We start from the raw sequence: 15,317 nt of genomic DNA, 5'->3' as shown, positions 1-15,317 counted from the left end.
AGCACGTGGCGCATCGTTTCTCGCGGCCCCGATTCATCCCTTCCCCACCCATTACCGATTTCGACTGGAGGTTCGGTGAGCCGACTTTCGACCCCGGGCAGACTCCTGACCGCGACGATGGCCACCGTTCTGGCCGCCACGCTGAGCGGGTGCACCCTGGCGGGCAGCGACGAGGCCGAGGACGGCGCGACGACCACGGTCACCGTCGGTTTCATGTACGACGTCCACGCGGCCAACGTCTGGACGATGGATCAGTGCGAGACCGACACGGTCCAGATCGAACTGAGCGCGTTCAAACAGTTCGCGGAAATCCAGCGCGGACTCGAGCAGGGCCAGATCGACGCCGCCATGATGGGCTACCAGAACCTGGGCCAGATGCTCGACAACGGCTACGAGAACTTCCGCGCCGTCGCGGGCGTCTACCGGGGCGGCGAGCACATCACCGTCCGCAAGGGCTCCGGAATCGACTCCTGGGACGACCTGCGTGGCAAGAAGGTCGGGGTACCGCCCAACAGCTTCGTCGAAATGCTGCTCCGCCATTCGCTGAAGGAAGCGGGCGTGGACATTTCCGAGGTCGAACTCGTGCCGTTCGCCGGGGCCGGTCCGCCCCTGCAGACGGCACTGCGCGACGGCGAGGTCGACGCGATGGTCGCCTGGGAGCCCAACGCCGCCACCGCGATCGTGCAGGGCTTCGGCGAGGCGCCGCCGTTCAACATCCAGGACGGCTCGATCGGCGACGCCACCAGCCTCATGTACGTGTCGGAGGAGCTCAGCGGCGACCAGGCCGCGGTCGACGCCGTGGTGAGCTGCCTGCGCGAGCGCACCCACGCGCTGACCAACGACGTCGAGGCGTGGGTGACGGCCCTGCAGCAGAAGACAGGCATGGAGGAGAAGGTCGCGCGCGCCGCCATCGAGACCGGGACGATGGACCTCACGCTCGCACAGGATTCGGCGGAGAAGATCATCGCCGAATTCGCGGAGAACGGCCTGGTCTCCGACACCAGCGCGCGGGTCGGCGAGTTCTTCGACTACGGCCCGCTGGAGCGAGTGACAGGGTCCCCGAAGTCCGAACTCGGAGCCAAATGACCACCATGACGGGACCGACGACGGCCGAGCGCACCACGCAGGCCAGCACCGGAACGCGCCGCGGCGCACGCGGAGTCCGCGTGCGCCCGCAGTACCTGGCCGTACCGCTGCTGCTGGTAGTGCTGTGGGAGCTCGCCGTCGTGACCGGAGTGATCGACTCTCGCTCGGTGCCCGCCCCGCACACCGTGGCCGCGACCTGGTGGACGTGGGCGACCGGTGGAGCCGAGGGCACGACCGACCCGTACAGCGGCACCTGGCTCTCCGCCGTGTTCGCCAGCACCCAGCGTGTGTTCTTCGGCTTCCTCATCTCGGCCGTCGCGGGCACGGCGATCGGGCTACTGATCGGTTGGTCCCAGTGGGTCAGGGTGCTGCTGCAGCCGGTGATCGACATCCTCCGACCCATACCCACCACGGCGTGGGTGCCCTTCGCCGTGGTGTTCTTCGGGATCCAGCCGACCGCGTCGATCTTCCTCATCGCCATGGGGTGCTTCCCGCCGATCGTGCTCAACGCGACGGCCGGTGCTCTCGGCACTCCGAAGGTGCTCGTCTCGGCGGCGCGAATGCTGGGCACCAACCCGAGGATGACACTGTGGCGCGTCGGCCTGCCCTCGGCATTGCCGTCCATTGTGACCGGACTGCGGGTCGGGCTGGCACTGGCCTGGGTGCTCGTCATCGTGTCCGAAATGGTCGCCGTCAAGTCCGGTCTCGGGTTCAGCCTGTGGGACGCCTACTACTTCGGAAGAATGGACGTGATCGTGGTCGCCATGTTCACCGTCGGGTTGCTCGGATACCTGTCCGACAAGATTCTCGGCCTCGCCGCGAGGCCCGTGCTGAAGTGGTCGCCGAATGTCCGTTGAATCTCAGCAGCGGGTGGAGCAGGCGTCGGCGCCCGCGTCGGATGTCATGATCAGCTGCCGCGACGTCGCCAAGGAATTCCGGACGGGCGCCGGCACGTTCGTCGCACTGGACGGAGTGGATCTCGACATTGCGGCCGACGAGTTCATCACCGTCCTCGGCCCGTCCGGCTGTGGCAAGTCCACTTTGCTCAACATGATCGCCGGCTTCGACCACCCGACGGGCGGCTCGCTGCTCGTCGACGGCTCGCCGGTGCGCGGGCCGTCGCCCGACAAGGGCGTGGTCTTCCAGGACTTCGCGTTGTTCCCGTGGCTGTCGGTGCGCCGCAACATCGCCTACGGCCTGCGTGAGCAGGGAGCAGGCAAGGCCGAGCGAAACCGGATCGTCGACGAGATGCTGGAGCTCGTCGGGCTGCGCCAGGTCGCCGACCACTATCCGCACCAGCTCTCCGGCGGGATGAAGCAACGCGTGTCGCTGGCGCGCGTGCTCGCCATCGACCCGAAGATCCTGCTCATGGACGAGCCGTTCGGCGCACTCGACGAGCAGCGGCGCGTCCAGCTGCAGGACGAGCTCCTGCGGGTGTGGGAGCAACGCCGCAAGACGGCGGTGTTTGTCACCCACTCCATCGAGGAGGCGATCGTGCTCGGCGACCGCATCGTCGTGATGGCGGCCCACCCCGGCCGGGTCAAGGCGGTCATCGACGTCACCTTGGACCGTCCCCGAGATCGGACCTCGGACGCCTTCAACGCCCTGCGCAAGCGCGTCACCGACGAGCTGTGGGCGTGAGGGTTGTGAGCTGACGCCGGGGGTCGGCGGCTGGGGCCGTGCGGCGGGGTTGGGCTGGCGGCGCCCGGCGGCGGGGGCGGCCAGACCGGACCGGGCGGCGGGGTTGGATGGCCGCGCCCCTGGCTGAGCGGGCGGAGTGGCCGGCGGCGGGCTGGACGGTTGGGTCGGCGGCTCGGCGAGCCGTTCCCCTCCTGGACAGCATCGGCAGGCCGCGTACCGGGACGGCATGTCCTGGTACGCGGCCTTCGTCCATGTGCCGTTCGCGTCGTCGTGTCTGCCGTTCGCATCGCCGTGTCTGCCGTTCGCGTCGTCGTGTCTGTCGTTCCCGTCACCGTGTGCGCCGTTTGCGTTGGCGGGTTGGCCGTTTGCGTCGGGCGGGGTGCCGTTGTGGTGGTTGCCGGAGTCGCGTTGGTGGTTGGGTTTCAAGCATGCCTTCGGCGCGCCGTGGGAAACTGCCGCTCCACGCATCACCTCTCATTGGCTGTTTGCTAGCGGCAGTTCCCCACGGGACGGGTTTCGTGGTCACGTTCCGTTGTTTGCGGCTCACCCATATGATTCGGTATTTCGCGGTAGAATCGTTGGTATGGGGGAAAGTTCTATCGAGTGCCTGGTCGAGCTGGAGCGGGAGATTGCTCGGCTGCAGGCGTTGCAGGTCCGAGTGCTTGCTGATTATTCTTCCGCTCGTGACGATGCTGCGGATGTGGCGTCGGAAGTGGCACTGGCATTGGCGATTTCGGAGAATGCGGCGCGGATCAAAATCGGGTTGGCGCGGGATTTGGTGACCCGGCTTCCGGAAACGTTGGGTGCGTTGTCCCGGGGTGACATTGATTTGTACAAAGCCTCGAAAGTGTCGGAGCCGACCTCGGTGTTGTCCGATGACATGGCCCGCGAGGTCGATGCGGCGGTGGCGGATCGGTTGGCCGGGCGGGATGCTTCGTCGATTCGGCGGATGGTGAACCGGACCGTGCACAAGATCGATCCGGAGGGTGCCGCGGCGCGGGCGGAGGCACGGCGGCGGGAACGCCGGGTCGAGCTGCGACACGCCGACGACGCGATGGCCACGTTGACCGCCGAGCTGCCCGCCGAGGTCGCCTCCGCCGCGTATGCCCGGATCGATCGGTGTGCCCGCGCGCTGCGCAACGCCGGGGACGGCCGGACCATGGACCAGCTGCGGGCCGACGTGTTCGCCGATCTGCTGCTCAGCGGGACTCCGGGCGAGGCATCGGTGCGGGCGGAGGTGTTCGTGTACATCGACGTCGCCACCCTGATCGGGCTCGCCGAGAACCCTGCCGAGCTCGCGGGGCACGGCCCGCTGCCCGCCTCGATCGCGCGGGCGATCGCGTTCGACCCCAACTCCACCTGGCGACGGATCATCACCGACCCCCACACCGGGGCGCCTGTCGATGTCGGCCGCACCCGCTACCGGCCGCCCGCCGTCACCGCCGACCACGTCAAGATCCGCGACCGCGAATGCCGCTTCCCCACCTGCCACCGACCCGCCCACGACACCGACCTCGACCACGTCATCCCATACCAGCGCAACGGCGACACCAACACCGCCAACCTCATCGGCCTCTGCCGACGCCACCACCGCACCAAACACACCCCCGTTACCTTTTTCGTGGTTCCTGATCAAGGAGCTGTGGTCGCCAGGTTCGGTATGACTGATGCCCCCAGTCGAGTCCATGATCCGGGGGGTGGTGTCGCCGGGCCTGGGGGCATCGAGGGACCGCTGAATAGGGACACGGCCGCCTTCGGGTAGGTCTCGTCGTAACGTGGGTGCCGGCCATCGATGCTCGACCGGCGACCACCCGCGACGGACGAAGGACGTGGTGGATGACCAGCGGTTATGGCGTGTTCCTGGGGTTGGACGTCGGCAAAGGCAACCACCACGCCGTCGGCCTGGACCCGGCAGGGAAGCGGCTGCATGACGGGCCACTGCCCAACAGCGAACCCAAGCTGCGAACGTTGTTCGACACGCTCGCCGCCCACGGGCCGCTGCTGGTCGTGGTCGATCAACCGGCCACGATCGGCGCGCTGCCGGTCGCGGTTGCCCGCGCCTGCGGGCACCAGGTGGCCTACCTGCCCGGCCTGGCAATGCGCCGCATCGCCGACCTGTACCCCGGCACCGCCAAGACCGACGCCCGGGACGCGTTCATCATCGCCGATGCCGCCCGCAGCCTGCCGCACACGCTGCGCCAGGTCGATGTCGGTGACGACGCCCTTGCCGAGCTGGGGGTGCTGGTCGGGTTCGACGATGACCTGGCCGGTGAGGGCACCCGCCTCGGCAACCGCATCCGCGGCTTGCTCACCGGCATCCACCCCGCCCTGGAACGCGTCCTGGGACCCCGCATCACACACGCGGCCGTGCTGGAGATCCTCTCCCGCTGCGGCGGCCCCGCCGGGATCCGTACAGCCGGACGCCGCAAACTGAGCGCCATCGCCACGGCGCACGCGCCCCGCATGGGCGCCAAGCTGGTCGAGAGCATCCTCGCCGCGCTGGACGAGCAGACCGTGACCGTCCCCGGCACGGCGGCCGCCGACACCGTGCTCCCACGGCTCGCCGACAGCCTGAAAACCGTGCTGCACCAACGCAAAACAGTCGCCAACGAGGTGGAGGAGATCCTCGATGCGCACCCTCTTGCCGGGGTCCTGACCTCCATGCCCGGCATCGGGGTCAGGACCGCCGCCCGCATCCTGCTCGAGATCGGCGACGCCTCCGCCTTCAAGAGCTCCGGCCACCTCGCCGCCTACGCCGGGATCGCCCCCGTCACCCGCACCTCCGGCAGCTCGATCAAGGGCGAACACCCCGCCCGCACCGGCAACCGCAAGCTCAAACGGGCGTTCTTCCTGGCCGCCTTCGCCGCCCTGCACGACCCCACCAGCAGGGCCTACTACGACCGCAAGAGAGCCGAGGGCAAGAAACACAACGCCGCCCTCATCTGCCTGGCCCGCCGCCGCTGCGACGTGCTCTTCGCCATGCTCCGCAACCGCACCCACTACCGAACCCCGCAACCCAAGACCACACCCGCTGCGGCTTGACAACCACATAGGGACACCCCCCGCTGGCACTTCCACCTCACCAACACCGGCCAACTCCACATCACCACCCCCACCGACCACACCTACCCGACGCCCTGACGGTACGAACGACGGCTGCCGACAGGGACCTGCGCCGCAGAATCCGCGCAACGACGGCCATCGTGCGCGTCACACCGACCGCTGCGCGAACCCGTGCGCACGTCTCGACACGCCCGCACGCCTCCGAGCGCACAACGCCGGGCACCCACCAGACCGACTCGACCACCGGACCTCGGCAACCAACCCCAGCAGGCCGGCGATCACCCCGCACCTACGACCCGCGACCACCCGACCGCCCGCGCCCACTGCCGGCCTACGGATCTCCGGGCACGCCGTAGCTGGGCGCGGCGGACGGGTCGAGTGCGCGCTGCACGTAGATGTCCCGCTGTGGCGCCCAGACGGCCCACGCCTCGGCGAGCCGCGCGAACGGGTCCTCCGCCCAATCCACGCGCAGGGTCGTCTCCGGCCACTCGACCTCGCGGACCACGACGAGCCCCGCCGAATAGACCGGGCCCTCCTCGCCGCCGGCGTCCAATGCCGCGGCGAGGCCATCCAGCAGCCGCTGTTCGAACTCCGCCGCGGTGGAGGCCTCGTACCCGCGGACGTAGGCCTCGATGGTCTCCGGTCCGGCGAGCATGTTGCCTGCCGCCACGACGCCGTCGCCGGCGACGTGGTGGTGCTTGCCGAGCGTTCCCGCTCCGCTGAACACGGCCGTCCGGCCTTCCGCATCGACCACGGTGAGCTGACGGTAGTCGCGCAGTTCGTGCTCGGCCACGACGGCATCGAGCGCCTCCCGCGCGGCGACGCCCGTGGCCAGGCGATCCAGAATCCGGCCGGACAGCCGCGGGTCGGTCACGTTCTGCGTCGCGCTCGCGCCGAGACCGGCACGCAGACCGAGGCAGCGCGACGCGACAGCCGGGGAGGACGAGGCGATCACCATGCCGAACGCACCGGAGTCGCGGTCGAGCGCGGCCAGTGAGAAGGTCATGCCTGCCCCGCCTTCGCACCGACCCGCTCCGACAGACCGGCCGCCTCCCTGACGAGGTCGAGCGGGCCGTCGTAGTCGAAGTTGCGGTACACGGCCTGGTAGTGCGAGTACGGCGGCGCCTGGGCGAACAGCTGGAAGGTCACCCGGTGGCCCGCGTAGTCGCTGTTGAGCAGGTCCCGGGCGAACGCGAGAAGCCTGCGCCGGTCGTCGGAGTGCCACTCGTCGTTGAGCGTGTAGAACTTCTCCAGCCACGGCTGCGCCTCGGGCATGGCGAACGTCGCCGAGTCCGGGGTGATGCAGATCTGGCCGCCGCACAGTTCACGCGCGATGTGCATCATCTGCGGCAGCTGCGTCTGCGCCCACACGCGCCCCGCGTACAGCAGGGAGGGGTTCGGCATGAGCAGCCCACCGGGGCTGGGCTCGGCCTTGGCGATCGACGCCGTGAGATGAGCGTCGATGCCCTCCCGGTAACACGCGAGCACCGCCAGCTTCTCCTGCACGGCGGGGTTCTTATCCAATCCGGTCTGACGGACGTTCGCGAGGGCGGCACCGATCATCAGGTCCGCGTACCGGATCGAACGGTGCACGTATGGCAGCGCGCTGTACCGGTGCAGCGTCCCGCGGATGTACGTGGCCGCCCTCGTGTGCCGGTAGAACAGCACGTCCTCCCACGGGATCAGCGCGTCGTCGAAGATCACCAGCGCCTCGACCTCGTCGAGGCGATTCGACAGTGGATAGTCATCGGCTGGCTTGCGCCCGGCGAATCCCGTGCGGCAGATGAACTTCAACGCCGGGTTGTTCAGGTCGAGCACGAAGCCCACGGCGTAGTCGGAGAGCTGGTCGTCGCCCCAGTTGGCGATGGTCGGTTTGGTGAACGCCTGTGTCGCGTAGGGCGCCGCGGTCTCGTACTTCGCGCCGCGCACGACGATGCCTGCGTCGGTCTCGGCGACCACGTGCAGCAGCATGTCGGGATCCTGATCCTGCGGACGCTTCGAGCGGTCACCCTTCGGGTCGGTGTTGGCGGAGATGTGGAACGGGTCGGAGACCACTGCCTTGTGCACGTGGTTGCGGATGTTCTCGGCGAACCGGGGGTCCACCTCGTTGAGCACGTCCTGTCCGTCGTAGAGCGACCACATCTCGCCGATCGTCTCGTCGCCGACCCGGGTCACCACACCGCGGGCCTCGTCGAGCACGACATCGATGGCGGCGCGCTTGTCGATCCAGTCCTGCTGAGTGAACGGCAGCTTGTTGGCCACGCTGTTGCGCTCGTCCGTCTCCGGGTCGACGTAGCTCATGACGTCGCGTGTGGACTCCTCGTGGGCGAGGTCGTAGATACGGGCCCGGATGTCCACAATGGGCCGGAACATCGGATGCGTCGTCACGTCGTCGACGGTCTCGCCGTCGATCCAGATCTTGCGGCCCGTGCTGATGGATGCGCGGTACTCGTCACCGGTCCTGATCATCTGTGGGTCTCCTCCCGTGAGTTCGATGCGAGCCGGCGATAGGCGCCCCGCAGATGCAGCAACGGCTCGATGTCGGCGTACTCCGCGCGCCGCACCCGGCCGAGGTACAGGTGATGCGTGCCGATATCGCGGATATCGGCGAGGTCGCACTCGAAGACGGCGGCCGCGCCGGCGAGCACCGGAAGGCGGTTCTCGCCGGGCCGCCACTCGTCGTCGAGGAAGGTGAAGGGCGGCCGGTCTGCCGACTCCCGGCCGGCGAAACTGTCCGCGACCGGTGCGTGTCCGGCCCCCAGCACCGACACGTTGAACCCGCGCCGGTGCGCGATCACGTCGTTGATCGGGCTCCGTCGCTGGATGCAGACACCCACCACCGGCGGTTCGTCCGAAACCCGGCTGAAGGCCGACACCGTCTGCCCGAACCGACCGTGCGTTGCCTCCGTGGTCACGATCGTGACGGGCGTCGCGGTCCTGCTGCACGCCCTGACGAACGCATGTGAGGTCGTCGCAGCGAGCCGATCTCGCACGATGGATCCTCCTTTGTGGACGACTGCATGGACCTGGATCGCTTGCGCCGGTTCGGTTGTCATGCGTTCATGCTCCCGTCGAACACCGCATCGGGCAAACAGACGTTTCTTCTACGGTGGATCGCGAAATCCGATGCAGCGGCCCTCAGCCGGTCGTCACGACGACCTTGCCGATCCGCTCGGGGTGCTCGAACCGCGCGTGTGCGGCGACGATGCCGGAAAGGGGGAACACCGAGTCGACGACCGGAACGATGCCACCCGAGGCGACCAGCGGCAGCACCCGCTCGCCCACCTCCGCGCACAGGGCCACTCGGCGAGCGTCGTCGAGTTTGCCGAGGCTCGACGACGACACCTCCGCACCGAGACCCATCAACCGACCCACGTCCAGTTCGCCCACCGGGCCCGCCTGCGTGCCGACGATGACGAGCCTGCCGAGCGGCGCGAGCATCCCGACATTGCGCTCGAGGGCAGGCCCGCCCTGGTTGTCCAGGATCACGTCGACTCCGCCGGGGAACTGCCGCAGGACGGCGGCGGCCACGTCGTCGGCGCCGTAGTCGATCACGTGCGGAACTTTGAGCTGCCGGCACAGACCCACCTTCGCCGCGCCCCGTGCGGTGCCGATCACCTCCGCACCGAGCTCCCGGGCGAGCTGTGCGGCCAGCATGCCGACGCCGCCCGCGGCACCGTGCACGAGTACCCGCTCACCGGAGCGCACCCGTCCTCTGTGGACCAGGTTCCACCACGCCGTCACAGCGGCTTCGGGAACAGCCGCAGCCTTGACCTCGTCCACATCGTCCGGCACAGGCAGACATGCCCCGGCGGGCGCGGCCACGTAGTCCGCGTACCCACCGCCACGCAACAGCACACCCACCCGGTCTCCGACGGCGGGCCCGTCCGCACCCGCCCGCGTCTCGACGACCCGGCCGACGCATTCCAGCCCCGGCACACCGCCTGCCGGCGCGGGCACGACTCCGCGCCGTTGCAACACCTCGGCGTTGTTGAGGCCGAAGGCGCTCACCCGCACCAGCACCTCGCCCGGCGCGGGCACCGGCCGCGGGACCTCGTCGATGCGGACGACGTCGGGTCCGCCCTGTCCGTGAAACCGTGCGGCGCGCATCATGCGGCGACGGTTTCCGCGTGCAAGCCCCGGATCGCCTCGGCGAACTCGCCGGGCACCCGCTCCGGCGCCGAGATGTCGCCGTCGGCCAGGACGACCTCGCGGGCGTGCGGGAACGCCGTCCGGATCCGGTGGCGGACCGGGAAGGCCCGCGGATCCCTGGCCGAGGCGATGCACAACACCGGACCGGCGTAGCTGCCGACATAGTCCTCGGAGCGGTACTTCGCGACGGCCGCGTGGCCCCGATCGGCGTCCGGGTGGCCGAGCACGTCGCGCATGTACCGCGAAAGCACGCCCTGATCGGGGCCGGCAAGGTAGTCCGTACGGCGTTGCCACAGCCGGGCGAGATGGCTCCCGTCCTCGCTCGGCGGCACGACGTTGAACGGCTCGGCCTGGCGCCTGCGCTCGCGTTCGGGCGCGTCGATGTACGGCGTCGAGGACAGCACCAGCGACTCCACCCGCTCCGCCGCGACGGCGGCCACGTGGTACGCGACAAGCCCGCCGAAATGGTGGCCGACGAGATGAAATCGGCTCACCCCGAGCGCGTCGAGCAGCCCCAGCACGCCCGCCGCGTGCTCCTCGATCGTGTTTTCCCGAGTCGGCGCGGAATTGCCGTGTCCGAGCAGATCGGGCGCGATGAGGCGGTATCCGTCCAGCTGGTTCAGCACCGGCTCGAATTCGTCCCACGAACGCGGTGTCTGGTGCAGCAAAACCAGCACCGGCCCGGTGCCTCGGGTGACGTAATGCAGCCGCCCTACGTCGGTGAGCACATATCCCGGTGAATATTCTTGGGCGATCACGCGTCCTCCGAACAGTATTTCGACCTCGATTCTCGGAGAACGGATCCGAGCAGGTCAAACACAGGAACGAGAAGAGCAGCATCGGCTGAACCGATGGACACCTCACGCCGTGCGAGCGGGCGCCCCCTGACCGGCCGCCGCGCGCACGACCTCCCGGCAGCGCGCGCCGAACACCTCCGCCCGGCGGCTGATCCGCGCCGATTTCAGCGACGCCAGCACGATGTCGAGGCAGGGCACGTCCTCGGCGATCGGCACGGCGACCACCCGGCCACCCGCGTAGGTGGAGTCCATCGCGGGCCGCTGGTTGAGCACGGCGTAGCCGTGGTTCTGCGCCACCATTGCCCGGACGGCCTCGTAGTTGCTCGACCGGTACTGGATGTTCGGCGTGAGCCCGAGCCCCGTGAAGATGCTGAGGAAGTAGTCACGGCTGTGCGGCAGATCGACGAGGATCATCGGTTCGGCCACGAGGTCGGCGAGGCGCAGCCGGCTGTGACCGGCCAGCGGGTGGTCCTGCGACAGCGCGAGGTACGGGCGCATCTCGGCCAGCGTCTCGCGCTCGACGAGGTCGCCGAGGCCGAGGTCGTAGGTGAGCGCGACCTCGGCGCGGCCCGTCTCGAGGTAGGCGCTCACCTCGCCGCCCACGGCCTCGCTCACGTGCACGGTGAGCCCGGGGTGGTCGTCCCGGAGCCCGGCCAGGATGTCCGGCAGGTAGAACGGGACGATCGTGCTGAAGCACACGACGTGCAGGTCTCCCCACGTCACCTGGCCGTCGGTGGCGAGTTCCTCCAGCGACTCGGCGAGCGAGTCCAGCACCCGCCGGGCGTGCATGAGCAGCTTGCTGCCCGCGCTGGTGAGGATCAGTCCCTTCGCGCGCCTGCGGATGAACAGCTGGGTCCGCAGCTCGCGTTCGAGGTGTGTCACCGCCGACGAGATCGCCGACTGCGCCACGAAGAGGTCCTCCGCGGCGCGCGTCATGCTCTCCCGTTCCGCCGCCGCGATGAAGTAGCGCAACTGTGTGATCGAAATGTCCTTGAGGTGGTCCATCCTGATGTGCTCCAACGGGCCGGCGGGACGCTCCGTCGACGCCCGGGTACGCGCAACGCGTACCGGTAACATGACGGTGATCTCCCCGTAAATTCGGTGGGTTTCACTGAGGCGTCGAATGTCCGTCCGTAGGAGCCCGATGTCCCAGCCCACCATCCTCAGTACAAGTCCCGGAAAGGTGATTCTGCCGGTATATCACACCATCACGGACATTCCCGAGCACGAACTTCACATTCTCGATCCACGTTCTCCGGAGGAACTCCGCGCGCGCATTGCGGACGCCGATTTCGTGCTCGGCGACTGGACCGGGGAAATGCGACTCGACCGGGCCGCGCTGCAGTCGGCGCGGCGGTGCAGGCTGATCGTGCAGCCGACGGCGGGGTACGACTCGATCGACGTCGAGGCGGCGCGGGAGCTCGGGATCCCCGTGGTGAACACGCCTGGCGCCAACTCCCGCGGCGTCGCCGAATGGGCCGTCATGGCGATGCTGCTGCTCGTCAAGAACGCGCTGGTCAATCACGAGCGCACCCGCCGCGGCGAGTGGTGGATGGCGGAGGCGGCCGCGGAGGGCGTGTACGACCTGAGCAGCCGCACGGTCGGCATCCTCGGGATGGGACGCACCGGCCGGGGTGTGGCGCGGCGGCTGCACGCGTTCGGCGTCCAGCGGATCCTCTACCACCACCGCTCGGCCATCTCCGCCGAGCTCGCAGCCGCGCTGCCGCTGGAGCGCGTGTCCCATGTGGACGAGCTGTGCGCGCGCAGCGACGTGCTCACCCTGCACGTCCCGCTCACCGGCGACACCCGACACCTCATCGACCGGCGCAGGCTGCGGCTGCTCGGTCCCGACGGGGTGTTGGTCAACACCGCACGTGGCGCCATCGTCGACGAGGACGCGCTGCACACCGCGCTGAGTGCGCGAGAGATCAAGGCCGCGGCACTGGACGTGTTCTCGGAGGAGCCGCTGACCGGTCCGCACCGCTGGGCGGGGCTGGACAACGTGTTCCTGTCACCGCACCTCGCGGGCTCGACCGTGGAGTCGACGCAGGCCATGGTCTCGGGCGCCCTGGCCTCGCTCGGCGAGGCGCTACGCGGCGATCTGCCGGATGCCGTCGTCAACGGCGTCGGCGCCTTGCGCACACCGGCGCCTGCACCGTCGCTGTGACGCCGTGTTCCGGGGCGACGGTGGGCTCCCGGACGACGCGAACGGCGCACACGGCGACGGGAACGGCAGACACGGCTACCCGAACGGCGCACACGGCGACGGGAACGGCAGACACGGCTACCCGAACGGCGCACACGGCAACGGGAACGGCAGACACACGCGAGGGCGCTCCGGCCGTCGGTCACGGCCGAAGCGCCCTCGGCAACACTCCCTGCCTACGGCCGGGGATTACTCGTAGATCTCGCCCTTCTCGGCCTTCTCCACCAGTGACTGCGGCGGCAGGAAGTGGTCGCCGTAGCGCTCCGCGAGTTCACGGGCACGTGCGACGAAGCCCTTCAGGCCACCCTCGTACTGGTTGATGTACTGGATGACACCACCGGTCCACGCCGGGAAGCCGATGCCGAAGATCGAGCCGATGTTGGCGTCCTCCACCGTCTTGAGCACGCCTTCGTCGAAGCACTTGACGGTCTCCAGGGCCTCGGCGAAGAGCATGCGCTCCTTGAGGTCCTCGAACGGGATCGTCTTGCTGCCCGAGTTGAACGCCTCCCGCAGGCCCGGCCAGATCCGGACGCGCTTGCCGTTCTCGTCGTACTCGTAGAAGCCGGCACCGGACGAGCGGCCCTTGCGGTCGAACTCGTCGATCATCCGGTCGATCACGGCCTCGGACGGGTGCTCGTTCCACGTGCCGCCCTCGGCCTCGACCGCCGCCCGCGTCTCCTGCCGGATCTTGCGCGGCAGGGTCAGCGTCAGCTCGTCCATCAGCTGCAGCGGCGGCGCGGGGTAGCCGGCCTGCGCACCCGCCTGCTCGATGGTGGCGGGCTCGACACCCTCGCCCACGGCGGCGACGGCCTCGTTGATGAACGTGCCGATCACGCGGCTGGTGAAGAAGCCCCGGCTGTCGTTGACGACGATCGGCGTCTTCTTGATCTGCAGCGTGAAGTCGAAGACCTTCGCCAGCGTGGCGTCGGAGGTCTTCTCCCCGCGGATGATCTCCACGAGCGGCATCTTGTCCACCGGCGAGAAGAAGTGGATGCCGATGAAGTCCTCCTGGCGCCGCACACCCTGGGCCAGGCCGGTGATGGGCAGCGTCGAGGTGTTCGAGCCGAGCACCGCGTCCGGGTTGACGATGTCCTCGATCTCACCGAAGACCTTGTGCTTGAGCTCCTGGCTCTCGAACACGGCCTCGATCACGAAGTCGACGCCCTTGAAGTCCGCGGGGTCGGCGGTCGGCGTGATCCGGCTCAGCAGCGCGTCGGAGCGCTCCTTGGTGGTCTTGCCGCGCTTGAGGGCCTTCTCCTCGAGCTTGACGGCGTAGCCCTTGCCCTTCTCGGCGTTCTCCAGGGAGACGTCCTTGAGCACCACCTCGATACCCGCCTTGGCGGCGACGTAGGCGATAGCGGCGCCCATCATGCCCGCGCCGAGCACACCGACCTTCTTCGCGGTGTACTTCTCGTAGCCATCCGGCCGGGAGCCGCCCGAGTTGATGCGCTGCAGGTCGAAGAAGAACGCCTTGGTCATGTTCTTCGCGACCTGGCCGGTCACCAGGCTGACGAAGTAGCGCGTCTCGATCAATGCCGCGGTGTCGACGTCCACCTGGGCGCCCTCGACGGCGGCCGCCAGGATCGCGCGCGGTGCGGGCATCGGAGCGCCCTTGAGCTGCTTGCGCAGGTTCGCCGGGAACGCGGGCAGGTTCGCCGCGAAGCTCGGGTTCGACGGGCTGCCGCCCGGGATCTTGTAGCCCTTCTGGTCCCACGGCTGCACACCGCCGTCCGGGTTGGCCTTGATCCACTCCTTGGCGCGCGGCACCAGTTCGTCGACGGAGTCGACCAGCTCGTGGACGAGCCCCAGCTCCAGTGCCTTCGCCGGCTTGTGCCGCTGACCCTGCACGAGCACGTTCATGATCGCGCTCTGGATACCGAGCAGCCGCACGGTGCGGACGATGCCGCCGCCACCGGGCAGCAGGCCCAAGGTGACCTCAGGCAGACCGATGACGCTGCCCTTGACATCGGCGGCGATACGGCGGTGGCAGGCGAGGGCGATCTCGAGGCCGCCGCCGAGCGCGGCGCCGTTGATGGCGGCGACCACCGGCTTGCCGAACGTCTCCAGCCTGCGCAGCTGCGACTTGAGCTCGTTGGTCGTGTCGGTGATGGCCGCCGCGTCCTCCGGCGTGGCCTTGATGAGGTCGTTGAGGTCACCGCCGGCGAAGAACGTCTTCTTGGCGGACGTGAGCACCACGCCGGTGATCGAGTCCTTCTCCGCCTCCAGCCGGTCCACGATGACGCCCATCGACTGGCGATAGTCGTCGTTCATCGTGTTGGCCGACTGCTTCGGGTCGTCCATCGTCAGCAGGACGATGCCGTCGGAGTCCTGCTCCCAGCGGATGGTCTTGGCTTCAGTCATTGGTCTTCTCT

General features: G+C 68.8%; 13 protein-coding genes. 6 read left to right on the top strand and 7 right to left on the bottom strand.

From position 1 onward, the window contains the following. Positions 1 to 75 precede the first annotated feature (75 nt). The 5 genes from ACFSZT_RS11705 to ACFSZT_RS11685 all read left to right on the top strand — a co-directional run bounded on the left by ACFSZT_RS11705 (position 76) and on the right by ACFSZT_RS11685 (position 5,769). Positions 76 to 1,086 carry an ABC transporter substrate-binding protein gene (locus ACFSZT_RS11705; protein ID WP_377384367.1) on the top strand — a complete coding sequence of 337 codons (1,011 nt, stop codon included), beginning with the start codon at positions 76 to 78 and terminating at the stop codon, positions 1,084 to 1,086. Continuing rightward, the gene (locus tag ACFSZT_RS11700; protein WP_377384365.1) at positions 1,083 to 1,943 is read left to right on the top strand and encodes an ABC transporter permease; all 861 of its coding nucleotides are present in this window, start codon (positions 1,083 to 1,085) and stop codon (positions 1,941 to 1,943) included. Before ACFSZT_RS11705 ends, ACFSZT_RS11700 begins: the two co-directional genes overlap by 4 nt. Beyond that, positions 1,933 to 2,727, top strand: coding sequence for an ABC transporter ATP-binding protein (locus ACFSZT_RS11695; protein ID WP_377384364.1), 795 nt, complete (start codon positions 1,933 to 1,935; stop codon positions 2,725 to 2,727). Before ACFSZT_RS11700 ends, ACFSZT_RS11695 begins: the two co-directional genes overlap by 11 nt. Before the next feature lie 226 nt (positions 2,728 to 2,953). After that, positions 2,954 to 4,489: an HNH endonuclease signature motif containing protein gene (locus tag ACFSZT_RS11690; RefSeq protein ID WP_377478240.1), complete on the top strand. Its 1,536-nt coding sequence runs from the start codon at positions 2,954 to 2,956 to the stop codon at positions 4,487 to 4,489. 74 nt (positions 4,490 to 4,563) lie between these two features. Next, positions 4,564 to 5,769 carry an IS110 family transposase gene (locus ACFSZT_RS11685; protein WP_377478238.1) on the top strand — a complete coding sequence of 402 codons (1,206 nt, stop codon included), beginning with the start codon at positions 4,564 to 4,566 and terminating at the stop codon, positions 5,767 to 5,769. Positions 5,770 to 6,121: 352 nt separating this feature from the next. On the opposite strand, the gene ACFSZT_RS11680 is transcribed toward ACFSZT_RS11685, so the two are convergent. The 6 genes from ACFSZT_RS11680 to ACFSZT_RS11655 all read right to left on the bottom strand — a co-directional run bounded on the left by ACFSZT_RS11680 (position 6,122) and on the right by ACFSZT_RS11655 (position 11,744). Beyond that, the gene (locus ACFSZT_RS11680; RefSeq protein ID WP_377392880.1) at positions 6,122 to 6,796 is read right to left on the bottom strand and encodes a DUF1028 domain-containing protein; all 675 of its coding nucleotides are present in this window, start codon (positions 6,794 to 6,796) and stop codon (positions 6,122 to 6,124) included. Further along, on the bottom strand, positions 6,793 to 8,259 hold the full coding sequence (locus ACFSZT_RS11675) for a 4-hydroxyphenylacetate 3-hydroxylase family protein (RefSeq protein WP_377392878.1): 1,467 nt from the start codon (positions 8,257 to 8,259) through the stop codon (positions 6,793 to 6,795). Before ACFSZT_RS11675 ends, ACFSZT_RS11680 begins: the two co-directional genes overlap by 4 nt. Next, on the bottom strand, positions 8,256 to 8,846 hold the full coding sequence (locus ACFSZT_RS11670) for a flavin reductase family protein (protein ID WP_377392875.1): 591 nt from the start codon (positions 8,844 to 8,846) through the stop codon (positions 8,256 to 8,258). The genes ACFSZT_RS11675 and ACFSZT_RS11670 overlap by 4 nt, the downstream gene beginning before the upstream one ends. Before the next feature lie 82 nt (positions 8,847 to 8,928). Further along, the gene (locus tag ACFSZT_RS11665; protein ID WP_377392872.1) at positions 8,929 to 9,903 is read right to left on the bottom strand and encodes an NAD(P)H-quinone oxidoreductase; all 975 of its coding nucleotides are present in this window, start codon (positions 9,901 to 9,903) and stop codon (positions 8,929 to 8,931) included. Beyond that, on the bottom strand, positions 9,900 to 10,700 hold the full coding sequence (locus tag ACFSZT_RS11660; protein ID WP_377392869.1) for an alpha/beta fold hydrolase: 801 nt from the start codon (positions 10,698 to 10,700) through the stop codon (positions 9,900 to 9,902). Before ACFSZT_RS11660 ends, ACFSZT_RS11665 begins: the two co-directional genes overlap by 4 nt. Positions 10,701 to 10,802: 102 nt before the next feature. Beyond that, complete coding sequence (locus ACFSZT_RS11655; protein ID WP_377392866.1) at positions 10,803 to 11,744, bottom strand: LysR family transcriptional regulator; 942 nt, start codon at positions 11,742 to 11,744, stop codon at positions 10,803 to 10,805. A 139-nt stretch (positions 11,745 to 11,883) separates the two neighbouring features. On the opposite strand from ACFSZT_RS11655, the gene ACFSZT_RS11650 reads away from it, so the two are divergent. Continuing rightward, on the top strand, positions 11,884 to 12,906 hold the full coding sequence (locus tag ACFSZT_RS11650) for a 2-hydroxyacid dehydrogenase (RefSeq protein ID WP_377392863.1): 1,023 nt from the start codon (positions 11,884 to 11,886) through the stop codon (positions 12,904 to 12,906). Between the two features lie 228 nt (positions 12,907 to 13,134). Here the strand turns inward: ACFSZT_RS11650 and ACFSZT_RS11645 are convergent, their stop codons facing one another. Beyond that, on the bottom strand, positions 13,135 to 15,306 hold the full coding sequence (locus tag ACFSZT_RS11645; protein WP_377392860.1) for a 3-hydroxyacyl-CoA dehydrogenase NAD-binding domain-containing protein: 2,172 nt from the start codon (positions 15,304 to 15,306) through the stop codon (positions 13,135 to 13,137). Positions 15,307 to 15,317: the final 11 nt, after the last annotated feature.

Origin of the sequence: Prauserella oleivorans (assembly GCF_042685745.1) — a bacterium.
Lineage (GTDB): Bacteria > Actinomycetota > Actinomycetes > Mycobacteriales > Pseudonocardiaceae > Prauserella_A > Prauserella_A oleivorans.
This window is presented reverse-complemented; position numbering and strand designations above follow the sequence as displayed.